Source organism: Streptomyces sp. NBC_01525, assembly GCF_045040405.1.
Taxonomy (GTDB): Bacteria; Actinomycetota; Actinomycetes; order Streptomycetales; family Streptomycetaceae; genus Streptomyces; species Streptomyces benahoarensis.
This window is the reverse complement of record NZ_CP109397.1, coordinates 720220-743810: the sequence shown is the minus strand read 5'-3', so window position 1 is coordinate 743810 and position 23591 is coordinate 720220. Positions and strand designations below refer to the sequence as shown.

The following is a 23591-nucleotide window of genomic DNA, read 5'->3' as shown; positions in this document are numbered from 1 at the left end:
TTTATCGGACGAAGGGCACGCTTTCGGGAGGGGAATGCAACTCCGCGGCGGGGAAAGGTGATCCTTGTGTGAGGACCCGGCGCCGTCGGCGCCGCTCGGATTTACGGGGGACATAGTGGAGACCGCGGACACGACACCACACGCGCATCCGCCGCGCGCACACACCGCCAAGGAGACCACCGGCGACCGGCCACCACAGCTCGCCCTGGAGCTGCTGGTGCACGGCGTCGGAGGCACCACACCACAGGACATGCTCGGCGAGCCACGCACCACGCTGATCACCGGCGACGACACCGCGGCCTGCTACCGCCGCAGCGAGGACGCCGACGCGGAGGAGCGCCCCGAGGACTACCGCGACGCCCCGGTCCGCGAGGCGTACTGCTGGTCCAACCTCACCTCCGGCAACGGCGCCCGCGCCCTCTGGCTCATCCTGCTGCCCTTCATGGTCGCCAACCTCGCCCACTGGATGCGCCCGGCGGGCCCGCCCGGCCATCCCGCCCAGCGCGCCTACGACATGCTCGTCCGCGTCCTCGCGCTCAGCCTGACCGTCCTGCTGGCAGCCGCCGCCTGCGAGGTTGCCCTCGACCTCACCGCCTGGCAGTGCGCCGGGACGGCCTCCTGCGTCGCGGGCAAGTCCTGGATGGGCTTCGTCAGCCCGGCCCAAGGCGGCTGGTGGAGCCTGCCCGGCCGCCGCCTGGTCCTCGCCGCCGCCCTGCCGCTCCTCGTCATCGCCTTCCTGACCTGGCTCTCGCACCGCACCTGGAGCGCCTACGAGTCGGCGTCCCCGCCGCCCCGTCGCCCCGGCACCTCCCGCAACACCCCGCCCGACGAACGCACCGCCCTCAGCCTCGACGGCTTCTGGTACGGCCGCCGCGTCGTGGCCCGGCTGCGCACCGTCCACACCACCGCGGGCGTGCTGACCGTCGCCGCCGCCGTGCTCTGCGCCGTCCGCACCACCGACGCCCGGGGCGGCGCCGGAGCCGCGCTCACCGCCACCGGCGACGCCCTCGCCGTCCTGCTCGCCCTGCTCGCCGCGACCACCCTCGTCGTTCTGGGACGCACCGCCCGCAGTGAGGCGGCGCCCGACGACACCCGGGACCGCGCCGTGGTCCGGGCCCTGCCCTACGCCGCACTCGGCGCCTTCGCCCTGACCGCCGTGCACGCCGCCTGGCAGCGCCCCATGGCCGTCACCTCGGGCGCGCTGCCCGGCGTCGCCGCCTTCGGTGCCCTCACCGTTCTCCAGGGCGTCCTGGTCCTCGCCCTGGTGCTCACCGCCCGGGTCCTGCACCGCATCTCCCGCGACGACGCCCGCGCCGCACTGAACGGCATGGGCGGCCCCGCCGTCGCCCTGCTGGCCTGCGCGGTCGGCGGCGTCCTGTCCGGGGGAGTGGCCCAGCGGTTCGCCGACTGGATCGACGGCGACGCCACCCCGGGCGACAGTGGAACAGTCATGGCCGGGCCGCCGGTGCTGCTCTCCTGGCAGGCGTCGGTCATCCCCGTCCTGCTGCTCGTCGTGGTCGCCGTCGCCCTGCTCGCCGCGCTGCGGGTGCGCACCGTCAGCCGCCGCGTCGCCGCCGATGTCCCCGGTCTCTACGACGACCGGCAGAAGCCCGACGCCTGGCTCACCGGGAAGATCGCCGGGACCATCGCCCGCGCCGGACTCACCGACTCCGCGCCCGTCCTGGCCGCCGCCACCGCCGCCGTCACCCTCCTCCTGGGTGCCGGTGCGGTCCTCGGCGCCTGGTGCACCGGCCGTGCGCCCGGCCCCGCCACCGAAGGTGCCCCGCCCGCCGTGCACGCCGCCGCCGAGACCGCGTCCGCTCTCGGCTCCTGGCTGATGGGCGCCGGGGTGATACTCCTGCTCGCCACCGGACGACGTGCCTACCGTGACCGCTCCGCCCGGCGCACCATCGGCATCCTCTGGGACGTCGGCACCTTCTGGCCGCGCGCCGCCCATCCCTTCGCGCCCCCCTGCTACGCCGAGCGCGCCGTCCCCGACCTCACCTGGCGGATGGCGACCTGGACCGAGCGGTACGATGGACGGTTGGTGATCTCGGGCCACTCGCAGGGCAGCGTGCTCGCCGCGGCGGCCGTCTGGCAGCTCGACCTCGTCACCCGCAGCCGCGTCGCCCTGCTCACCTACGGATCCCCGCTGGAGCGCCTGTACGGCCGTTGGTTCCCCGCGTTCTTCGGCCCGCCGTTCCTGACCGGGCTGCACCGCGAGATGGACGACTGGCGCAATCTCTGGCGGTTCACCGACCCCATCGGCGGCCCGATCCGCCTGACCAGCGAGGAAGGCCGACGGATCGACGAGGGACCGCTGCGCGACCCGCTGACCCTGGGCCGCACCCTCCAGCATCCGCTGCCCGCCCAGATCCTCGGCCACGGCGATTACCAGGCCGACCCCGTCTTCGAGCGGGTCCGCGGCGAACTCCTCGCCCGCCTCGGCACGGCCGTGCCGGGACAGCGTGCCACGACGCCCGTCTCGGGAGCGCCGGAGCGGTCCGGCACCCCGGAGGCGGGCGACACCCCCCGTACGTCTCAGGGCAGTTCGGGAAGATCCTCGGGGTAGAGCAGGGTGAGGTCGTCGGTGCTCGGGTCGGTGAGTCGCGCGACCCGGCCCGCGTGCCGCTCGACCATCGCCTCGAACGTCTGCCGCGCCGTACGGCCGTTGCCGAACGACGGGCCCTTCGGCAGCGCGGTGAAGTACTTCAGCAGCGCCTCGTCGGCCCCCTCGCCGAGCTGGTACTCGTGCTCCTCGCCCTGCTGCTCGACGATCCTCAGCAGCTCCTCCGCCCCGTAGTCACCGAAGGTGATGGTCCGTGAGAAGCGCGATGCCACACCGGGGTTGACGGCCAGGAAGCGTTCCATCTCGGCGGTGTAACCGGCGACGATCACCACGACTGCTTCCCGGTGGTCCTCCATCAGCTTCACCAACGTGTCGATGGCCTCCCGCCCGAAATCACGACCCGAATCCTCGGGGGAGAGGGCGTACGCCTCGTCGATGAACAGCACCCCGCCGCGCGCCCGGTCGAACGCCTCCTGGGTGCGGATCGCGGTCGAGCCGATGTGCTCGCCCACCAGATCCACCCGCGACACCTCGACCAGATGCCCGCGTTCCAGCACCCCCAAGGAGGCCAGGATCTCGCCGTACAGCCGGGCGACAGTCGTCTTGCCCGTACCGGGGGAGCCGGTGAACACCAGGTGGCGGCGGGCGGAGGCGGCCTTCAGGCCCGCCCGCTGCCGCCTGCGCCCCACCTCGATCATGTTGATCAGGCTGCGGACCTCGTGCTTGACGCTCTCCAGACCCACCAGGGTGTCGAGTTCGCCGAGCACCTCCTCCGACGGGCGCCGCGCCGCCTCGGGCTCGCTCTCCGCGGGCGTCGCCTCCGGGCGCGCGGTGCCCTGCGCCGGAACGCCGCTCAGCAGCCCGGTGGTCTGCGTCGCCTGCTGCACCGCCGGTGCCGACCCGGAGGACGGCGTGGGTGCCGCGGTCCGGCTCTCGTCGCTGGTGCAGTCCGTGACGGTCGGCCCGCCGGTGCCGTCCCCGGACGCCCCGTCGGCGAACTCGTAGCCACCGCGCGCGCACCGCTCCGTACGGCAGCGGGTCAGCGTCGTCCGGCAGCCGTCGATGATGTGGAAGCCGAAGCCGGAGCTGCCGGTGACCCGGCAGCCCTGGAACGTACCGCGCCCCTCGGCGGAGACGTAGAAACCGGCCTCGGTGGGCGAACCGACCGTGCAGCCCTCGACGGTGGGGTCGGCGCCCTTGGTGACGATGACGCCGGTCTGCGCACCCTCGATGACGCAGTTGGCGAGGGTGCCGCCGCTGCCGTGGTCCCGGAACCACGCGCCCGTCGCAGCCTCCCGGATCCGGCAGTCGTCCAGCTGCACCGTCGCGCCGTCGCTGACCGACACCGCGGTGTTGCGCACCTGCGACAGATCGCAGTCGACGACATCGGCGCGCGAGCCGCGGTCGAGGACGAACAGCGCGTCGGGCACATCGTGCACCCGCGTGGCGTCCAGCACGGCCGTCGCGCCGTCGCTCACCCACACCGCGGGGTAGTCGCCCGTACTGTCGTGGATCTCGCACTGGTTGGCGTCCACGCGGGTGCCCGGGTCCCACACCGACAGGCCGTTGCGCCCGAAGTGCCGCACCGTGGAGCGGGTCAGGGTGAGGACCGACCGGGAGCGCAGATCGACGGCGTTCTCCGGGATGTCATGGATGGCGCAGTCGGCGAGGGTGAGCACCGCGTCGGTGTCGAGGGTGACACCGTCGGCCGAGGTGCGGTGCACGGTGCAGTCCGTCAGATGCCCGGTCGCACGCGACGCCACCTGCACACCGGTGCCCTTGATCTCGTAGATCTCGGTGCCCACCGCCTCCACGCCGCTGCCCTCGCCGTGCAGCGACAGACCGGCGCCGGAGGCGTGGTGTATCCGGCAGTTCTCCAGCCGCGGGTGCGCGCCGCCGCGCACCGCGACCCCGGCCTGCCCCGCGGCCACCACCTCGCACTCCTCGAAGACGCCGCCCGCGCCGTCCAGCACGCTGATGCCGACGCCCCCGGAGTTGTCGACCGTGCAGCGCCGCACCGTCGGCCGGGCCCCACCGCGCACCTCGACACCGGCGGCGGAACGGGTCACCACCCGCAGCCCCACCAGCTCCGGCGCGCAGTCCTCCACCAGCACGGCGGGCGACGCCGAATCCGTCGCCTCCAGGTGCAGATCGTGGATGATCGCGGACGCCCGTATCGTCAGCGCGACGCCGTCGGCCGGGACGATCCGCACCGAGCCGCGTGCCCCGTCCGGACCGCGCAGCGTCACCGCGCGCTGCAACACCAGATTCTCGCGGTACGTTCCCGCCGGCACGGTCAGCACATCACCGTCCCCCGCGGCCTCCAGCGCTGCGGAGAGCGAGCTGTACTCGCCCGTGCGGCGTCGCCAGCGGGATGTTCCGGAGTGCGTCACCTGGACCGAGCCCTGTGCCATGGTGCTGTCGTGCCCCCACCTCGTGCGGCTGTTGACGGCCCGGCAGGTTCCGTCCGCTGATGTCCGCATACGGGTGCCCGGGCCCCAGCCGAGTGGCTGGCTGCACCACCGTAGCGCGCCCGGGGGGCGGTGGTTGACGTGGTCGGACAGCGTCGGCCGGACGTGGGGACGCACGGACGCACAGGCCCGGCGCAGGCGTCCGAGCCGTGCGCCGCGGGTGCCCGGAACGCGGTCAGTTTCCGGCGTCCGCGCGGCCCCAGGTCTGACCCGCGCGCGCCCATGCCTCGTCCCAGCGGCGGTAACGGCGCACCATCTGCTGCCGTACGGCCAGCCGACGGGCGCCCTCGACCAGCCCCCCGGCGCAGGCGGCGACCCCGAGGCCCGCCAGCGTCGCGTGGGTGGCGGCGGTGGACTCGTCCATGGGGCGGGGGATGACCAGACCACGGTCGTCGGTCCAGATCCGGAAGCGGTCGCCCGGCTCGACGGGCCGGGGCGCGCCTATCCGTCCCGTGCGCGGGCTGCCGTCCCACGCCGTCCACCGGGCGATGACCCGTAGATGGGAGTCGTGCCGCGAGGACGTCTCCGGGTCGGGGTCCATCGGAGCGCGGGTGGCCAGACGGTCGACGGTGGCCCACACCAGATGGCGGTGGGCGGCCTGGGCGCGCACCGTCGCCAGCAACGCGTCGTGCACCGCGCCGCCCGCCTTCGCCCCCGCCACCGGCGCTCCCAGGCCGATCAGCAGCACGGTGAGCACAGTCAGCAGGGACTCGATGCGGTCGGTACGGCGGCGCAGCGGATTGCGCCACCGCGCACGCAGACCGGGCTTCACTCGCTTCACCGGATCCCCTCTCCGACTCCTTGAATACCCCATCCGGCACCGCTTGTGCGCGACTTCCGCCCACGACGACCGGCGTCCCGGCTCATCCCCGCGGCCCGCCCGGGCGCCGGGGGCCGTGGTATGCGCGGGCGCGCACCGCCTCCTGACCTCCGCCCCGGAGCGCCGCGAGACCGTCGGCTGTACGCCCCGGTGGGCGCCTGTACGGCGAGACGCCCGCGCGCCGCCCGGCCCGGGGCGTCAGCCGAGTATCGCGAAGGGGTCGCCGACACGGATCGTGCCGGTGTTCCGCGGGATGAGGTTCTGGCCGAAGACCGGGCGTTCGGAGATGCGGTGGTGGCGCGCCAGGGTGCGCAGCGGCTCCTTGCCCCGCTCGGCTGTGCGCTGGTCGGTGGTGGTGACGACGCACCGGCTGCTGGGCTTCGCGACGTCGAAGACCACGGCGCCGATCCGCACCGTGCGCCAGGTGTCCTCGGCCCACGGGGTGGTGCCGTCGACGACCGCGTTGGGACGGAAGCGGTTCATCGGCAGCGGGCCCTCGTCGGCGTGATCGCCTTGGGCGATGAGGGAGTTGAGGGCGTCCAGGGACGCGGTGGTGGTGAGCAGCAGCGGATAGCCGTCGGCGAAGGAGACGGTGTCGCCCGGCCGGGAGTACCGCGGATCGATGGGCCGCCGCTCGGCCGGTGCGTCGAGGTGCACCAGCTCCACCGGCGTCTCCAGATACCGGCTGAACCACGCGGACGCGGTGGAGCCGGCCGGTACCGCTTCGACCTCGTCCCGCCAGATCCCGACCGTGACCGTCCTGCCGGGCTCGGGCACCTCGACGGTCAGCGGCTCCATCCCGGGCGCGGTGAGCCGCACCCCGCCGCCCGGCAGACCCTCGGCGGCGGCCAGCGCCAGTTTCGGGTGCGGCCGCTGGGTCACCAACCGGCGCTCGGCATCGACCAGCATCCAGCGCCGGTCCCCGGCGAGCCCCCAGGGTTCCACGACCGCTTCGGCGGGACCGGCCCCCGCAAGGGACTTGACCGGGTACAGACGAATGTCACGCAGTGCTGGCTCGGGCATGTCCCCATCCTGCCAGCCACCACCGACAACCGACCCGGGAGGCCGGTCCCCTGCCCCCGCTCCCGGTCAGTAGCCCCGGGGCTGGTACGAGCGGCCGTACGGGTCGTCGTACGGCGCCGGGCCGCGCTGCGGGGCGGGTGCCACAGGGGCGGCCGGGCGCATCGCCTCGTAGCCGGTGCCCATGGGCGGGCGCGGCGGCTGCGGGGCGGCCGGATAGCCGCGGGTGACCGCCTGCTGCGGGATGTACGGCGCCGGCGTGTGCTGGAGCGGGGCGACCGGGGCCGCGGCACCGGGGTGGCCCTGCCCGGGCGACGGATGCGAAGGGGCGGCGGGGAGCGCCGCCGGGAGCGCCGGAAGGTACGACGAGCCGGTGTCGTACGGCGCCGGGTTGACCCGGATCGGGGCGATCTGCGGCGTCCCGCGCTCGGCGACGAGACTGTCGTAGATGGGGGTGTCCGGGAAGGACGGCGAAGCGTAGTAGCCGCCGCCGTAGGTAGAGCGGGGGGAGGTCATACCTCTTAAGTTAAGCCCACGATGTGCCGATTGGGGAGCCTGGAATGCGGGTTGTTTCACGGGGCGGTGGTGACCTCCCGCCCGTAATGGGGATGAAATAGCGAAAATCGGTCGAGATCACCCGTAGAAAATGCGTAAAGACCTCGCTTCTCGCAAGTGAACAGGGGACGTTCACACCCGTTCCGGCCAAGTAGGTGGGGAACGGCTGTGGCTGACGGGACGTTCGGCGGGGTGGGAGCGTCCTGTGGGGTCTGTGGGATGCGGGAAGCGCGAGAAGGGTGCCGAGATGGCGATGCTCAAGGGCGGGAACGTTCCGGTGGCGGCGGGGGCCGTGCGGGTCGAGCTGGGCTGGTGGGCCGCACCCGGGGCGCCGGACGTGGACGCCTCCGCCCTCCTCCTGGTCTCCGGACGGGTGCGCGACGACGGCGATTTCGTCTTCTGCAACCAGCCGGTCCACGCCTCGGGCGCCGTCCGGTACGAGGGCAGGACCGGCTCCGGTGCCGCGCGGACCGACACCCTCGTCGTCGACCTCACGGCCGTCGACGGCGCGGTGGACACCGTGGTGCTCGCGGCCTCCGCCGACGGCGGCACCTTCGGACAGGTACCGGGCCTGTACATCCGGGTGCTGGACGCGGCGGGCGGCGCCGAACTGGCCCGCTTCGACAGCGCCGACGCCACCGCCGAGACCGCCTACGTCCTCGGCGAGCTGTACCGCCGCCAGGGCGGGTGGAAGTTCCGCGCCGTGGGCCAGGGGTACGCCACCGGGCTCGCGGGACTCGCCACCGACTTCGGCGTCAGCGTCGAGGCGGAGCCGGAGGCGACGGCCCCGACGGCAACCCCCGCGGCCCCGGCGCCCGCGGGCCCCGCGCCGGGCGGTCCGTACCCGGGCGCGGCGCCCGCGCCCGCCGCTCCGGTCGGCCCGCCCCCGCCGATGGCGCCTCCCGCGCCCGCCGCCCCCGTCAGCCTCACCAAGGTCACCCTGACGAAGGAGGCGCCGTCCGTATCGCTCACCAAGCAGGGCGGCACCGGCGGCGCGATGCGGGTCAACCTCAACTGGACCGGCGCCGGGGCGGCCAAGCGGTTCGGCAAGAAGCTCGGCCGCAAGGCCATGGAGGCGCTCGGGGCGCGCGGCGCGCTGCTGCCGCCGGGCGGCGACCTCGATCTCGATCTGTGCGCCCTCTACGAACTCACCGACGGCAGCGTCGGAGTGGTCCACCCGCTCGGCAACAGCTTCGGCGCGCTGCACGCCCCGCCCTACCTCCAGCTCGACGGCGACGACCGCACCGGCGCCGTCGCGACCGGCGAGAACCTCACCATCAACCTCGACCACCAGAGCCATATCCGCCGCATCCTGCTCTTCGTCACCGTCTACGCCGGTGCCCGCAGCTTCGAGGGGCTGCACGCCTCCGTCACACTCCAGCCGCAGCACGGCGCGCCGGTGGAGTTCACCCTCGACGCCTGCACCGTGCCCTCGACGGTCTGCGCCCTCGCCCTGATCACCCACACCGGCAGCGAACTCGTCGTCCACCGCGAGGCCCGCTACCTCGTCCCGGAGCCCGGCGTCAGCCCGCAGCGCACCGTCGACCACGCCTACGGCTGGGGCCTGACCTGGTCGCCCGCCAAGAAGTGACCGGCGGCGTGGCCCTCACGGCGCGCCGTACGTCCGGCCCTTCCACGCCGCCCCGCGGCCCCGGTGGTGCCGTACCGCCGAGTCCACCGTCATCAGCAGGTACAGCAGCGCGGTGAACGGCAGCAGCGGCGCCGTCCACCACGGCTGCCGGTAGTACCGCACCATCGGCAGGAACGTCCCGCACATCACCACCCATGCCGCGCCCCCGCACACCGCCGCCACGGGGCTGCCCGCCACCGCGCCCGCCAGCAGCGTCGCGGGCGGCGCCAGATACACCAGCGCGAGCCCCAGCACCGTTCCGAGCAGCAGTAGCGGCTGGTGGCGCAGCTGGGCGTAGGCGCTGCGGGCGACCATCTGCCACAGCTCGGCCAGCCGCGGGTACGGCCGCACGCTGTCCACCCGCTCCGCCAGCCCCAGCCAGATCCGCCCGCCGGACGCCTTGACCGCCCGGGCCAGGGTCACATCGTCGATCACCGCGTGCCGGATGGACTCCGGGACGCCCGCCCGTTCGGCCGCGTGCGCGCGCAGCAGGACGCAGCCACCGGCTGCCGCCGCGGTCCGGGCGCCCGGCCGGTTCACCCACCGGAACGGGTAGAGCTGCGCGAAGAAGTACACGAACGCCGGGACGATCAGCCGCTCCCAGAACGTGGCCACTCGCAGCCGTGCCATCTGCGACACCAGGTCCAGCCGCGCCGACCGCGCCGCGGCCACCAACTCCCGCAGACTGTCCGGCTCGTGGGCGATGTCGGCGTCCGTCAGCAGCAGATACTCCGCGTCCGTCCGCTCCCGCGCCAGCGCGATCCCATGGCGTACGGCCCAGAGCTTGCCGGTCCACCCGGGCTCCACCGCACCCGGGGAGGCGACGGTCAGGGGCAGCCCGTCCCGCTCGGCGGCGAGCGCGCGGGCCAGCGCGCCGGTGCCGTCCGTGCTGCCGTCGTCGACGAGGAAGATCTCGGCACGGCCCGGGTACTTCTGCGCCAGCAGCGACGGCAGGCTGACCGGCAGCACCGCCGCCTCGTCGCGGGCCGGCACCACCACGGCCACCGACGGCCACCGCTCCGGCTCCGTGCGCGGGGGCAGCCGGACGTCCGTCCGCCAGAAGAAGCCCTGCCCCAGCAGCAACCACACCCAGGCCGCCAGCGACCCGGCACCGATCCACTCCATCGCTCCCACGCGCCGCAGTCTGCCGTACGGCGGGTGCGGTGGCGGGGTGCTCCGGGCGCCCGGCGGGGCGGCGGCGCGCCCGCCGGAGCACCCGGTCCGGTATGACAAGTCGGGCACCCGACGAGTAGGGTGCCCGGGTGAAGATCGCGCTGATGGACTCCGGTACCGGCCTGCTTCCCGCGGCCGCCGCGGTGCGACGGCTCCGGCCGGACGCCGATCTCGTCCTCTCCACCGACCCCGACGGCATGCCCTGGGGTCCGCGTACCCCCGACGACGTCACCGCGCACGCGCTGGCCTGCGTCCGCGCCGCCGCCGCGCACCGCCCGGACGCGCTGATCGTCGCCTGCAACACCGCCTCCGTGCACGCCCTCCCCGCGCTCCGCGCCGAGCTGGAGCCCGGTATCCCGGTCATCGGCACCGTCCCGGCGGTCAAGCCCGCCGCGGCCTCCGGCGGCTCGGTCGCCATCTGGGCGACCCCGGCCACCACCGGCAGCCCGTACCAGCGCGGGCTGATCGAGCGGTTCGCCGCGGGCGTGGACGTCACCGGTGTGCCCTGCCCCGGTCTCGCCGACGCCGTCGAGGCGGCCGACGAGCGTGCCATTGCCGACGCGGTCGCGGCGGCCGCCGCCCGTACCCCGCGTGACATCCGTGCCGTTGTCCTCGGCTGCACCCACTACGAGCTGGTCGCCGACGCCATCCGCGACGCCCTCCAGCAGCCCGGCGCGCCCGCCCTCGTGCTGTACGGCTCGGCCGACGCGGTCGCCGCCCAGGCGCTGCGGCGGATCGGCGCCGAGCCCGCGCCGGACGCCGCGCCGACCGGCGGCCTGTACATGATCGAGAGTGGCCGCCCCGGCGCGCTGCCGTCCCTCGCCCTGGCGTACGCCGAGGGCCGGCTGCTGGCCCCCGGCGCCGCCGCGGCGGCCGGGCGCCGCTGACCGTACCGCTCCGGGGAGCCGCCGTCGGGACCCGCTGACGTGGCGGGCGACACGCTGCTCCCGGACGGGAAGGCGCGTACGCTGCGTGGCATGAGGGACCACCCCCACGACGGGGCAGCCGCCCCCGACGCGCACCCCCACCCCTCCGGCTCCGGCGACGACGCCCACCTGCCCGGCGCGCACGCGCAGATCCCCGAGGTGTGGCACGGCAGTGCCACCAACCGCATCCAGTGGCTGCTGGCCGCGATCGGCGTGGCCTGCCTGGCGCTGGGCGTCCAGCTGGCCGTCGACAGCCGGTGGACGTCCTCGGTGGTGCCGCTGGTGATGGCCGTGGTCGGCTGCGTGGCGGCCGGTCTGCTGGTCCTTTTCGGCACGCTCGCCTTCGTCCATGTCGAGGTCCGGGTGGACCGGGAGTCCGTGGAGGTGCGCTGCGGGCACATCGGGGTGCCGCGCCGCCGTATCCCGCTCTCGGGTGTCGTTGACGTCGAGACGGCCCCCTGGGTCACGCCGCGGCACTGGGGTGGCTGGGGCTACCGCTGGCGTCCCGAGCAGGGCATGGCCATCGTGGTCCGCCGCGGCGAGGCGGTGGTCCTCACCCTCCGCGACGGCCGGACCTTCACGGTCACCGTCGACGACGCCGAGGGCGCCGCCCGCTGCATCCGTGGCCGCATCCCGGCTCGTACGGTCACTCCTTAGGGGCGGTGGCCCGTTCCTTTACAGTGCAGACATGGCAACCCCCGACTTCATCCGTGACCTGCGCTCCACCCTCGGCCATCAGCTGCTGTGGCTGCCCGGGGTGACCGCCGTGGTCTTCGACGACGACGGCCGGGTGCTGCTGGGCCGCCGTGCGGACACCGGTGGCTGGTCGGTGATCGGCGGCATCGCCGAGCCCGGCGAGCAACCGGCCGAAGTCGCGGTCCGCGAGGTCTTCGAGGAGACGGCGGTCCGCGTCGTCCCCGAACGCGTCGTCCTTGTCGAGGCGCTGCGGCCGCTGACGTATCCGAACGGTGATGTCTGCCAGTTCATGGACATCACGCTGCGCTGCCGGGCGGTCGACGGCGAGGCGCGTGTCAACGACGACGAGTCGCTGGACGTGGCGTGGTTCGCCCTGGACGCGCTCCCGGAGCTGGAGGAGTTCGCGCTGACCCGCATCCGCCGGGCGGCGGAGGACGGGGAGGCGTGGTTCGAGGGGAAGGGCGGGGTGTCGGTGTTGTCGTAGGGGGCGTCGGGCGCTGGGCGGCGGGCGGCGGGCGGACCAGCCCGATGCGGCCGGGATCTCTGCGGAGGAGTTCGAGCGGCGGCCGGGTGAGGCGTCGCGGACTCTCGACGGTCCGGTCCGACCCGGCGGCGGAGAGGGCCCCCGCCGCCGGATCGGCGATGCGGTAACAGGTATGCCGTCCGCACCGTTCGGTGGCCAGGAGGCCGCCGTCCACCAGCCGTCCGAGGTGTTCGCTCGCGGTCGGCCTGCCGACTCCCGCAATCCGGCCAACTCGCCCGCCGGAAGCCGCAGGCCATCCATGAGCGCGGTGACCATCGCGGCCCGGGAAGCGTCTCCCGGAAGAGCCGCGACGTCGTGCAGGTACGCCCCGCATGGCGCGGGGGTCGGCTGCTGTGACACCAGGGCGGTCCGCGTCAATTCGCGGCAAGGGGCGCCCCGTTGACGTAGGGCTTCCCCGGTCGCGTATCGCCGAGGGACCATGCGGGATGCGCCCGGACGGATGGCACCTCACCCACGATGTCGACGGCTTCCTCGCCCGCGCCGGAGACTTTCTGCGCTCGCGCCCCGCCCTGCACACCATGCCGCTGACGGTGACCGAGCGGCTGCGGACGCGCGGGCCGGACGCGTACGGTTCGGGATCCTGCGTGTTCGGCCGACTGGTGCGGGCGGGCGAGGTCCGCGCCACCTTCCACCGGCTCCCGTCCCGCGGCCTGAGCCCCACCGCCCTCGCCCCCGAGGACGCCGACGCCCTCGCCGCCCACCTCGCCGACCTCGGGTGCGCGCTCCCGTACGTCAGCGCGCACCACCGCACCGCCGCCGCGTTCGCCGACGCCTGGCAGCGGCACACCGGCGCGACGCCGACCCTCCGCCAGCGACTCCACCTCTACCGGCTCGGCACGCTCACCCCGCCGGCGCCACGCCCGGAGGGCCGGGGCCGCGTCCTGGGAGCCCGGGACCATGACGCACTCCTGCGCTGGTGCGATGCGTTCGTCACCGCCGTCGGCGAGACCCCGGCCATCGACGCCGCCTCCTGGGCCGCCTCGCGCTTCGCCGACAAACGCTTCACGTTCTGGGAGACGCCGGACGGCACCCCGGTCTCCCTGGCGGGCTCGACGGCGATGATCGGCGGCATGGTCCGGGTGGACCCCGTCCACACCCCGTCCCACGTGCGGGGACGCGGCTACGCGGGCGCCGTGACGGTCGAGGTGAGCCGCGCCGCGCTGGCCGCGGGCGCCACGGACGTCGTCCTCTTCACGGACCCGGCCAACGCCACCAGCAACGCCCTCTACCGGCGCCTCGGATACGTCCGGGTGACCGACTTCGCCGTGTACGACTTCGCGTAGGCGGGGCGGGAATCCGGTTGACGCCGCTACCGGATTCCGGCATCGCCGCGATGGCCGGCCCGCCGGAACGGGGGCGCAGCCGGGTTCGGTGAGGCTACCGTCCGATGGCCAGGCACCACCGGATCTCGCCCTCGTGCCGGTCGTCGGTGGGGGTGAGCCCCGCCGCGGTGGCGACGGCGGCGGATGCCCGGTGCCCGGGGTGGAGGTGGGCGATGACGTCCCGCACCGGCTGCCGCCCCACCCAGTCGACGAGTCCCTGTGCCGCCTCGGTGGCGATGCCTCGCCGCTGCCACGGGGTGCCCACCACCCAGGCGATCTCGGCGACGCGGCCGGTTCCGGCGGGGCGACCGTCGCCTGGGCCGTGCCGGTCAGCCGGTCCTCGTCGCGGAGCCGGATCACCCGGTTCAGCCAGGAGACGCCGGGTCGGGAGAGCCCGCGGCCAGCCGCCGGTACCGCGCGCGCAGCGCCCGCGGGGTGCTCGGAGCGCCGCCGGTGAAGGCGTGCAGCGCCCGGTCGGACAGCGCCGTGGCCATCTCGCGGAGTGCCGTGCGGTGCCGGGCTCGTCCGGCTGCCGCCGCAGTAGGCGGGGGCCCGCCGCCGTGCCGGGACGGATCCGGCCGGTCGCGGCGCGGCCGTGGTCGGATCTGATCGCGGATGAGCTCCGGTGGATCGCGCACCTGGACGACATCGGCGCCCCGGAGCCGGAGTCGGTGATCACGTCGCGGAAGGCGTTCCGCGTCCTCGCGGCGGAGAGTGCCAGCCGTTGCGCCAGCGCTTACCGGTCCGCGGGCCGATGCCGACGATCCGGCTGGCCCCTTGATGGGTGCTGCCCTGCTGCATGAGCTGGAGATATACCTCCCGCTCACGCAGCAGACGACCACCGCCCCCTGGCCCCCGGTTCTTCCGGATCTCGAAGTCCATCGCACCCTTTGAGCTGGGGTGTTGCGACGACCACCAGAACGGAAGCCTCGCCGGGGGCATCGTCGTACGACAGGCGTCGTCGACGGACGGACTCGCCTCGGCGCCCGCCAAGAAGATCTGGTCGAACCCGAACGGCCTGCCGGACGTATGGGCCCGGAAATCGTGCGGGCAAAGGCCGGTACCACATCTCCTTCACGGCCGGTCGCAGTTCCGCCCACCGGATGTACGTCATCAGCTCCACCGTGCGGACGGCGGATACGCCGTCGAGAGGAAACTGGCCTTGCCGGACGACAAATGGGCCATCGACGGAACCCTGTTCACTTTTGCGGGAAAGCGCTGGTTCGGCTGGTCGGGCTGGGCGGGCGACAGCAACGCGAGCCCGCCGGCGGGCAAGAAGCTTCCCTCGATGTTCCATGCGGTCCCCGAGGGAATGCCGTACTCGTGGTCCCACCGCTACCGGTACACCGGATCGTTCGTCTGGTGGGGCAACACCACCTGCAAGCGTGCCAACGTTCCCGGCCCGAACACCGATAAGGGATTCAGCCTCAAGTTCTTCGAATGACGGTGCCTTGGGGCCTGTCCGGAGTCGTGATCAGGCGGCGGGGAAAAGGTTGGACGGGATGATGCTCGGGCTTGCAGCTTGCCGTTGACCGTGACGCCGCCCGAGGAGGTGAGACCCATGAAAGCTGTATCGACGTGGGTGCTCCCCCTTTCCGTCACGGCCGGCGATTGACATAGGTGTCGCCGGGAGCGCCTCGACAACAAGGCACTCCCGAAAGGCAACACCTATGCATTCTCTGCAATTCACCGCCGAGTCGTCGTCGAACGGCATGGCCGAGCGCGACTTCACCGTGGGCGGCGTCCCCGGAGTTCTCTGGTCGCCGGCCTCCGGCGCCGATCGCGCGCCCCTGGTCCTGATGGGCCACGGCGGCGGCACCCACAAGAAGCATCTGGCGATGGTGGGCCGGGCACACCTCCTCGTGAACGGCTGCGGCTTCCATGTCGCCGTCATCGACGCGCCCGGTCACGGCGACCGGCCGCGCACCGCGTACGACGAGCAGGAGATCGCCGCGCTGCGCAAGGCGCAGGCGGCGGGCGAGCCGGAAAGGCCGATCGTCGTCCGTTACCACGCCCGCCTGGCGGAGCTCGCCGTGCCCGAGTGGCAGGCGACCCTGGGCGCCCTTCAGGAACTTCCGGAGATCGGCACCGATGGGCCGGTGGGCTACGTCGGCATCGGCATGGGCACCGCGATCGGGGTGCCGCTGGTGGCGGTCGAGCCCAGGATCACGGCCGCGGTCTTCGGCCTGATGTGGCCCGATGCCCTGGTCGAGAAGGCGAAGCAGATCACCGTCCCGATCGAGTTCGGCATGCAGTGGGACAACGAGCGCATCCCGCGCGAGGCCAGCCTCTCGCTGTTCGACGCCTTCGCCTCGAAGGAGAAGACGTTGCACGCCAACGCGGGCAAGCACTTTGAATGGCCCAGGTTCGAGGCCGACAGCGCGGTCCGGTTCTTCGCCCGGCATCTTGGCCGGACGGTCACCTCACCGGCCTGAAGGTGAGCGGTAGCGGCGTCCGGTCCCCCGATCGGGCGCCGCTACCGCGGCCCGTCCAGAGGGGGCGCGGCGTCCGTCGGGCGGATACCAGTCGGCGAAGCCGTCGTTGCGCGAGGCGGCGGAGCGGCGGAAGCGCCAGGAGCCAAGACCTTCCGGTGAACCGCCCGCCGTGGGAACACCACGCTTTCCGGCGGTCAAGCGCGGGCGGTGGACGCCGCCGCGTACTCCTGGTTCTGGGCGCCGACGACCGTGTCGAAGGAGTCCTCGGCACGTGCGGCGCCGTACAGGGCGAAATAGCCGAGGGACTTGCCCTGTTGGAGCACGGCATCGCGGTTGGCGGCGGCCTCGTAGGTGAGGGAGTGGGGGCCGTCGCGCATGATGACGGCGGCGAAGTGGTTCTGCCATCCGTCCGGCGCCGCGCCGTTGAGGTCGATGTAGTGGTTCTCGCCCACCTCCGGCCGCTCGCGGCGGTGGCCGAGGCCGTTCTCGGGGCGGCCGATGAGTCGCTGGGCCGCGGCCTGGCAGTCGTTGGGCAGCGTGATCAGCAACTCGTCGACCCGCGCCTCCTGGTCCGTTGCGGCGGCGATGCGCTCGGCGTACGCGGCGGCCAGCTTCGGCAGGAAGGTCTTCACATCCTCCAGCCCCTCACGCCCGAACCGCTCCGGGTGCGGGAGGTTTTCGCCCATCCAGCCGCCGCCCACCGTCTTGAGGGCCAGCGTCATGGCCTCCTCGCGCGCGCCGTTGACGGACCTGTTGTCGGGCCCCTTCCGGCTGTCGAGCAGCTTGTTGACGCGCAGCGCGAGGGCGTTGAGCTGCTCGAACTCCGGTGGCCGCCGCCCCAGGAACCGCTGGTGGGCGGCGCGTTTCCGGTCGCGCTGCGCGTCGTCGTCCCCGTGCACCGGCTCGTGCTCCGCCGACCCGACCGCGTCCGCGTGGGCCGCGGTCTTGAACACGGGCAGCACGCGGTAGAGCTTCTGCCCGGCGACTTCCACGGGCGTCCCGCGCCGCAGCGTGATCGCCACCCGGTCCAGCCCCGCCAGCCGGGCGTTGGCCTCGGCGAACATCTCCTCCGACGCGTACGCCTCCTGGCGGCCGCGGAGCGCGAGATGCCCGCCCGCGGAGACCTTCTCGAACCCCTGGGATCCGCCGTCCTTCGCCCCCTCGGCCCGCTGCACCGTCGTGCCGCGCCCGAGCATCCGTGCCACCGCGGCGTTCCCCGCCGTCCGTTGCAGGAAGGCCACGTCCGACGCCCTGTCGCCCGTAGGCCGTCGCACCACTCGCTGCTGCGCAGGGGCCTGCGCCCGTGCGGCAGCGGGCCGGGGCTGTTCCCAAGCGTGCACGAAGACTCCGATCCGGTGGTGCGACACAAGGCGGCCCGGACCTTACGTGGCCGCGGCACCCGGGACCAGGTACGGACGGGTGGGGACGGGGGCAGCGGTGATGCCCCGTTCGATGCCCTTCGGGAACGCCGGGTAGGGGAGAACGGGCAGGGCCCCCGCTCACAACTCCTCGGTCGACGGATCATCCACCGGCGTGCTCGACTCGTCCGGCAGTGGCGGGAGACGGGACTCGTCGGGGGAGTCGGGCGGGGACGAGCCGGGGCTGTCGGAGGGCGGGCCGTCGGGCTCCTCGGCGTGCATCTCCAGGCGGTCCTTGCGGCAGCTGCTGACCCAGGTGCCGGTCGGGCCGCCCTCGTAGCGGCAGAGCCAGCCGCGGACGGTGAGAGAACCGGCGGTGTTCCCGCCGTCCTGCGGGGCGTGACGGAAGAAATCGGCCATCACGTCATGGGCCTCGCCGCAGCCCACCGTGCCGTCGGCGCCCGGGTCCGCGTAGAGGGCCACGTCGTGCGCGGCGCCGAGCGCGTCGCGGATCTCGCCGCACTCCACCGGCTGCCCCGGGACGGTCGGCGCGCTGCCGGACGGCGACGGCGTCCGGCCCGGCGCGCGGGTGCGGGATGCCGCCGCGGTGTCCGCGGACCGCTCGCCGCCGGAGCATGCAGCGGCGGCGAGGGCGAGCAGCACGGTCGGCACGGCGAGCAGTCGGCGCATGGTCGGACCCCCTGGCGTCGGTGGCGTACTGCACCTTCGGACGGTAGGAGCCCCGGCGCGGTACGGCGATCCGGGGCGGCCGTCCGGGTGAGCGTCACCGGGGACGGCAGGGGCGGCGCGAACCCTACGGGGCCCGAGGGCCCGCCCCGTAGGGTGCCGCCATGACCATGATGGGTACACCCGGACAGGTATCCCTCGACCTCGGCGGCCGGACGGCGCTGGTCACCGGCGCCGCCGGCGGCATCGGACGCGCCTGCACACTGCGGCTCGCCGCCGCCGGTGCGACCGTGCGCGCCGTCGACCGTGACGAGAGCGGCCTGGCCCGCCTCGTCGACGGCGTCCCCGGCGGCCTGCCCGGCGCCGTCGAACCCCGCACCCTCGATCTGACCGACCTCGACGCGGCCGAACGGTCCGCGGCCGGGTGCGACGTCCTCGTCAACAACGCCGGTATCCAACTCGTCCGCCCCATCGAGGAGTTCCCGCCCGAGGCGTTCCACGATGTGCTGACGATCATGCTGGAGGCGCCGTTCCGGCTGCTGCGCGGCGCGCTGCCGCACATGTACGAGGCCGGGTGGGGCCGCATCGTCAACATCTCCTCCGTCCACGGCCTGCGCGCCTCGCCGTACAAGTCCGCGTACGTCGCGGCCAAGCACGGGCTGGAGGGTCTGTCGAAGACCGCGGCGCTGGAGGGCGCCCCGCACGGCGTCACCTCCAACTGCATCAACCCCGGCTATGTCCGCACCCCGCTCGTCGAGGGGCAGATCGCCGACCAGGCCGAGGCGCACGGTATCCCCGAGGAGCGGGTGCTCAAGGAGGTGCTGCTGGTGCGGTCCGCGATGAAACGGCTGGTGGAACCGGCGGAGGTCGCCGAGATGGTGGCGTACCTCTGCTCGCCGGGGGCGGCGTTCGTCACCGGAGCGTCGCTGTCGCTGGACGGGGGCTGGACGGCGCACTGAACCGGCCCCGGCGGTCTCCGGGTGCGGTGCGCCCGCACCTGCGGGACGGTGGTGACATCGTGTTCCCGCTATCCGGACAAGGGGTGTGCGCTATGGGAGACATGCGTGACAAGGGCGCCATGGACAAGACGAAGGGCAAGGCCAAGGAGGCCGCCGGGAAGGCCACGGGCAATGACCGGATGGCCGCCGAGGGCCGTACGGACCAGGCCAAGGGCGACGTCAAGAAGACGATGGGCGGCGCCAAGGAGAAGGCCAAGGGGATGAAGGACTCCCTGAAGAAACGCGGCGATTCCTGAAGTCCGGCGATTCCTGAAACCGCGACGGTCCCCGACCCGGGCCGCCGGGCCGGGATCGCCGTACCGGGACCGGTGCCCGTACCCCCGCACCCGTGCCCCACTACCGGACGGCGGGGCACCGCCGTGCGGTCAGTGCGCCCAGGGGTGGCGCAGCCGGATCCAGAGGTCGCGGGCGCGGCGCCCGGCCTGGGTGCGGCTGCGGGCGACGAGCTGGCGGGCCTGTTCCGTCGTCTCGACCATCGGGCCGGAGCCGCGCAGCGGCTTGCCCGCCGTCTCGTGCAGGAAGAACGTCGCCACCAGGCCGATGAGGCCCGCCACCATCAGGTAGTACGCCGGGACCATCGTGTCGCCGGTCGCCTGGACCAGGGCCGAGGCGAACAGCGGGGTCGTCCCGCCGAAGAGCGACACGGAGATGTTGAAGGCGATCGACAGGGCGCCGTACCGCAGCCGGGTCGGGAACAGTGCGGGCAGCGTGGCGGCCGAGGTCCCGGCGAAGCAGACCAGCAGCAGGCCCAGGATCAGACAGCCGAAGGCGGGCAGCAGGATGCCCCCGGCGCGGATCAGCAGCACCGCGGGCGCCGCCAGCAGGATCAGGGCGATGCTGCCCGCCATGAAGACGGGGCGTCGGCCCCAGCGGTCCGAGGTGCGGCCCACGGTGGTGATCGTCAGGACCACCACGATCATCGTGCCGAGCACCAGCAGCTGCGCGGTGAGAGCGTCCTGATGCAGCGTCTCGCTCATGAAGGTCGGCAGGTACGACGTGACCATGTAGTTGGTGACGTTGTAGAGCAGCACCAGCCCCATGCAGATGAGAACCGCCTGCCAGTGGCGGGTGAAGATCTCCTTCAGACGGCCGTGGCCGGACTGCCGGGCCACCTCGACGGGGTCCTCGCCGCCCTCGCTGCGGATCTTCTCGGCCTCCTCGCGCGCCGCCTCCGCCTCCCGCTCGAACGCGGGCGTTTCCTCCAGGTGCAGCCGCATGTACAGGCCGATCAGCCCGAGCGGCCCGGCCACCAGGAACGGCAGCCGCCAGCCCCAGCCGGTCATCCCGTCGTCGCCGAGGACCGCGGTGAGCACGGTGACCAGCCCGGAGCCGAGCGAGTAGCCGACGAAGGTGCCGAAGTCGAGCCAGCTGCCGAGGAAGCCGCGCCGCCTGTCGGGCGCGTACTCGGCGATGTACGTCGTGGCGCCCGCGTACTCGCCGCCCGTGGAGAACCCCTGGACGAGGCGGCAGACCAGCAGCAGGAGCGGCGCGGCGAAGCCGATGGCCGCGTAGGTGGGCAGGAAACCCACCGCGAAGGTGCTGATCGCCATCATGATCATGGTCGCGGCGAGGACGCGTTTACGGCCGATGCGGTCGCCGAGCGGCCCGAAGACCAGCCCGCCCAGCGGCCGGACGAGGAAGGCGGCGGCGAAGGTGGCGAACGCGGAGACCACCTGCGCACCGGGGGAGCTGGCGGGGAAGAACACCTTTCCCAGCGTCCCGGCGAGATAGGCGTAGACGCCGAAGTCGAACCATTCCATCGTGTTGCCGAGCGCGGCGGCGGAGACCGCACGGCGGACCTGGGGGCGGTCGGCGACAGTGATGTCCGCGGCGCTCAGCGCGTGCTTGCGGCGGCGCAGCAGGATGCGGAGCAGGCGGTCGTTGACGGCGTTGCCGCGGGCGGCGCTCCGGCCCCGCCGCGGCTGCGGCGTACGGCGTCCAGGGGCCATGTCACCCCGTCCCTGACGATGTCGAGAGGATCATGACGACGGATTATTGCCCGCAATGTCCTATGCGGAGGTGGCCCCTTCGGCCCAGCGTGTCGCCCACCGGGGTGGCGCCCGCCGCCGCACACGGGAGCCGGCCGCCACCCACGGGGGTGGCGGCCGGTGTCGTGCCGGTCCCGCTCAGGGGACGGGAGGCCGGGTTACTTCCACTCGTCCTTCCAGGCCAGGCTGCCGCGGAAGCAGCCCTCGTCGAAGATCGGGTTGCCGTTGATGATGGCGGCCCTGAGGCCGCAGGCGCCGAACCTGGCGTCGCCGCTGGAGTGGGTGGAGTGGTGGTCCTCCCCGCCACCGGCCATGGCGGAACCGGCGCCGCCCAGGATGAGGGTGGCGGCGAGAGCGGTGGCTGAGAGGACGGCGCGCATGCGCATGGAGACTCCTCGCGAGAGTGCGGTGGATGTGATCGATTCACAGATCACCCCGACCCACCGCACGCGAAACGTGGACGCACCCCGCGCTCAGCCGATCGCGTGACCGATTCCCCCGGCGAGGTCAGCGCCCCGCCTCCTCCTCGGCCGCCGCCCTCAGCAGCTTCTTGTCGGGCTTGCCCGCGTCGGTCAGCGGCAGCGCGTCCAGGAAGGTGATGCGGGCCGGTTCGTACATCGCGCCGCGGGTGTCGCCTACCAGGGCGCGCAGCTGCGCCTCGTCGACGTCGCCGCCGGGCGCCCGGACGACGGCGGCGTGCACCCGCTCCATCCGGTCGCTGTCGCGGACGCCGAAGACCGCGCTCTGGCGGATTTGCGGGTGGGTGTTGAGCAGGTCCTCCAGCTCGGTGGTGTACACATGGCCGCCGACCACGACGATCATGTCCTTGATGCGGTCGACGATGGTGACGTAGCCCTCGGCGTCGACGAAGCCGATGTCGCCGGTGCGCACCCAGCCGTCCCGCATGACCTCGGCGGTCAGCTCCGGCTGCTTCCAGTAGCCCTGCATGGTCATGTCGGACCGCGCGCACAGTTCGCCGGTCTCGCCCGCCGGGAGGTCTCTCCCGGCCTCGTCGCGGACGGCGACCTCGACGCCGGGGATGATCTTTCCGGCCGAGCGGAGCCGCTCGGGGCGCGCCGGATCGTGGTCCTCGGGGGTGAGGATGCTGATGCCGCCGGCCTCGTTCTGGCCGTAGACCTGCATCAGCACCGGGCCGAACCGCTCGACGGCGTCCGCGAGGCGGGCGGGCGACGCCTGGCAGCCGCCGTACGTCAGATACCGCAGGCTGCCGGTGTCGGTGGTCGCCGCGGCGGGGTGGTCGATCAGCTCGTACAGCAGCGGCGGCAGGGCGAAGAGGTGGGTGATCCGCTCGCGCTCGATGGTGGCGAGGACCTCGGCCGGGTCGAAGTCGTCGTGCAGGACGACGGTGCCGCCGGTGTGCAGGACGCCGTCGGCCAGGAGGCCCGCGGCGTGCGCGAGGGTGGTGCAGACGAGTTGGCGGGGCGTGATGTCGCCGAACATCCTGCCGCGGCTCCACCGCCCCTGGGCGAAGGTGCTGCAGATGCCCTTCGGGTGGCCCGTGGTACCGCCGGTGTGGCGGATGAGGCAGATGTCGTCGGGGCGGGCGTCGCTCGCCACCGGCTCGGCGCTCTGCGCGGCCGCCAGCTCCAGCAGATCGCTGCCGGTCTTGGCGGGGCCGAGCATCAGCACGTCCGGACCCGGCGCCAACTCCGCCAGCTCGGCGGCGCGTTCGGCCTGCCGCGGGTCGACGATCAGTGCCCGGGTCTCCACATCGCGCACGATCGCGGCCTGCGCGGCGACGGAGAGCTTGTTGTAGAGGTGGTTGACGCGGCAGCCGAGGAGGCCCGCGGCGTAACGGGCGGCGATGACCTCGGGGATGTTGCCGCTGAGCAGGGTGATGGTGTCGCCGCGGGACACGCCCCGGATGCGCAGGGCGCGGGCGAGGCGGTGGACGAGGTCGCGCAGCTCGCCGCCGGTGATCCGGCGGCCCTGGTGGATCAGTATCTCGCGGTCCGGGTGGGCGGCGAGGACGTCGAGGTTCTCCTCCACGAGCGTACGGAACGGCGGGGCGGCTGCGGGCATGGGGGGATCCTCCTGGGGCCGGCGACGGAGCGCACGGACGGGCGGCGCAAGGCAAGAATTAGTTGCTAGAGGCAACTAAAAAGAGCGTAGTGGCTCCTGAATCCCACCTCCAATCGGAGGGTCGGGATTCGGACGTTTGCGGCACCGGCCCTGCACCGGCCCTGCACCGGCCCTGCACCGGCCCTGCACCGGCCCCGCACCGGCCCCGCAGCGCCCGCCGGACGACCCGCGCGGCGCCCCGGACCTCCGTCGTGCCGCCGCCCCATCGCCCGGCCATGGCCGACTCGGCGTCCGCGAGGGATGATGGTGCGCAGCGCAGCACGGCGGAAAACGGA

At 73.5% G+C, this 23591-nt stretch carries 19 protein-coding genes and 2 pseudogenes; 10 read left to right on the top strand and 11 right to left on the bottom strand.

From position 1 onward, the window contains the following. Window positions 1-115 precede the first annotated feature (115 nt). On the top strand, window positions 116-2572 hold the full coding sequence (locus tag OG422_RS03275) for a hypothetical protein (RefSeq protein ID WP_405747627.1): 2457 nt from the start codon (window positions 116-118) through the stop codon (window positions 2570-2572). On the opposite strand, the gene OG422_RS03270 is transcribed toward OG422_RS03275, so the two are convergent. The 4 genes from OG422_RS03270 to OG422_RS03255 all read right to left on the bottom strand — a co-directional run bounded on the left by OG422_RS03270 (window position 2542) and on the right by OG422_RS03255 (window position 7396). Then, a complete protein-coding gene (locus OG422_RS03270; RefSeq protein ID WP_143940984.1) occupies window positions 2542-4983 on the bottom strand; it encodes a right-handed parallel beta-helix repeat-containing protein in 2442 nt (813 codons plus the stop codon). The genes OG422_RS03275 and OG422_RS03270 overlap by 31 nt on opposite strands. Window positions 4984-5215: 232 nt before the next feature. Then, window positions 5216-5821, bottom strand: a complete 606-nt coding sequence (locus tag OG422_RS03265) for a hypothetical protein (RefSeq protein WP_405739436.1) — start codon at window positions 5819-5821, stop codon at window positions 5216-5218. A 237-nt stretch (window positions 5822-6058) separates the two neighbouring features. Next, entirely contained in the window at window positions 6059-6883 is an 825-nt protein-coding gene (locus OG422_RS03260) for an MOSC domain-containing protein (RefSeq protein WP_143940983.1), read from the bottom strand. Between the two features lie 66 nt (window positions 6884-6949). Next, window positions 6950-7396, bottom strand: a complete 447-nt coding sequence (locus tag OG422_RS03255; RefSeq protein ID WP_405739433.1) for a DUF6643 family protein — start codon at window positions 7394-7396, stop codon at window positions 6950-6952. 286 nt (window positions 7397-7682) lie between these two features. Here OG422_RS03255 and OG422_RS03250 point away from each other — a divergent pair, with 286 nt between their 5' ends. Further along, window positions 7683-9026: a TerD family protein gene (locus tag OG422_RS03250; protein WP_405739430.1), complete on the top strand. Its 1344-nt coding sequence runs from the start codon at window positions 7683-7685 to the stop codon at window positions 9024-9026. Window positions 9027-9041: 15 nt separating this feature from the next. On the opposite strand, the gene OG422_RS03245 is transcribed toward OG422_RS03250, so the two are convergent. Then, entirely contained in the window at window positions 9042-10190 is a 1149-nt protein-coding gene (locus OG422_RS03245; RefSeq protein ID WP_405747625.1) for a glycosyltransferase, read from the bottom strand. 137 nt (window positions 10191-10327) lie between these two features. On the opposite strand from OG422_RS03245, the gene OG422_RS03240 reads away from it, so the two are divergent. The 4 genes from OG422_RS03240 (at window position 10328) to OG422_RS03225 (ending at window position 13687) form a co-directional block, all read left to right on the top strand. Then, window positions 10328-11125 carry a glutamate racemase gene (locus OG422_RS03240; protein ID WP_405739427.1) on the top strand — a complete coding sequence of 266 codons (798 nt, stop codon included), beginning with the start codon at window positions 10328-10330 and terminating at the stop codon, window positions 11123-11125. A 90-nt stretch (window positions 11126-11215) separates the two neighbouring features. Then, the gene (locus tag OG422_RS03235; protein WP_405739424.1) at window positions 11216-11821 is read left to right on the top strand and encodes a hypothetical protein; all 606 of its coding nucleotides are present in this window, start codon (window positions 11216-11218) and stop codon (window positions 11819-11821) included. Between the two features lie 31 nt (window positions 11822-11852). Then, window positions 11853-12344, top strand: a complete 492-nt coding sequence (locus OG422_RS03230) for an NUDIX hydrolase (protein ID WP_405739421.1) — start codon at window positions 11853-11855, stop codon at window positions 12342-12344. Between the two features lie 485 nt (window positions 12345-12829). Next, entirely contained in the window at window positions 12830-13687 is an 858-nt protein-coding gene (locus tag OG422_RS03225; protein ID WP_405739418.1) for a GNAT family N-acetyltransferase, read from the top strand. 94 nt (window positions 13688-13781) lie between these two features. On the opposite strand, the pseudogene OG422_RS03220 reads toward OG422_RS03225, so the two are convergent. Continuing rightward, window positions 13782-14331: pseudogene (locus OG422_RS03220) on the bottom strand (GNAT family N-acetyltransferase). Window positions 14332-14651: 320 nt separating this feature from the next. On the opposite strand from OG422_RS03220, the pseudogene OG422_RS03215 reads away from it, so the two are divergent. After that, window positions 14652-15170: pseudogene (locus tag OG422_RS03215) on the top strand (family 43 glycosylhydrolase); the annotation flags it as partial. A 226-nt stretch (window positions 15171-15396) separates the two neighbouring features. Beyond that, entirely contained in the window at window positions 15397-16161 is a 765-nt protein-coding gene (locus tag OG422_RS03210) for an alpha/beta hydrolase (RefSeq protein ID WP_405739415.1), read from the top strand. Between the two features lie 194 nt (window positions 16162-16355). On the opposite strand, the gene OG422_RS03205 is transcribed toward OG422_RS03210, so the two are convergent. Next, window positions 16356-17402 (bottom strand): hypothetical protein, encoded by a 1047-nt coding sequence (locus OG422_RS03205; RefSeq protein WP_405739412.1) that lies wholly within the window; start codon window positions 17400-17402, stop codon window positions 16356-16358. Between the two features lie 258 nt (window positions 17403-17660). Next, window positions 17661-18209, bottom strand: a complete 549-nt coding sequence (locus OG422_RS03200; protein ID WP_405739409.1) for a hypothetical protein — start codon at window positions 18207-18209, stop codon at window positions 17661-17663. A gap of 161 nt (window positions 18210-18370) precedes the next feature. Here OG422_RS03200 and OG422_RS03195 point away from each other — a divergent pair, with 161 nt between their 5' ends. After that, the gene (locus tag OG422_RS03195) at window positions 18371-19165 is read left to right on the top strand and encodes a 3-hydroxybutyrate dehydrogenase (RefSeq protein WP_405739406.1); all 795 of its coding nucleotides are present in this window, start codon (window positions 18371-18373) and stop codon (window positions 19163-19165) included. Between the two features lie 101 nt (window positions 19166-19266). After that, the gene (locus tag OG422_RS03190) at window positions 19267-19461 is read left to right on the top strand and encodes a CsbD family protein (protein ID WP_405747623.1); all 195 of its coding nucleotides are present in this window, start codon (window positions 19267-19269) and stop codon (window positions 19459-19461) included. Window positions 19462-19590: 129 nt separating this feature from the next. Here OG422_RS03190 and proP read toward each other — a convergent pair whose 3' ends face one another. The 3 genes from proP to OG422_RS03175 form a co-directional block, all read right to left on the bottom strand. Further along, window positions 19591-21099 carry a glycine betaine/L-proline transporter ProP gene (gene proP, locus OG422_RS03185; protein WP_405747621.1) on the bottom strand — a complete coding sequence of 503 codons (1509 nt, stop codon included), beginning with the start codon at window positions 21097-21099 and terminating at the stop codon, window positions 19591-19593. 272 nt (window positions 21100-21371) lie between these two features. After that, window positions 21372-21599, bottom strand: coding sequence for a hypothetical protein (locus OG422_RS03180; RefSeq protein ID WP_143943925.1), 228 nt, complete (start codon window positions 21597-21599; stop codon window positions 21372-21374). A 121-nt stretch (window positions 21600-21720) separates the two neighbouring features. Next, the gene (locus OG422_RS03175; protein ID WP_405739403.1) at window positions 21721-23256 is read right to left on the bottom strand and encodes an AMP-binding protein; all 1536 of its coding nucleotides are present in this window, start codon (window positions 23254-23256) and stop codon (window positions 21721-21723) included. Between the last annotated feature and the right edge of the window lie 335 nt (window positions 23257-23591).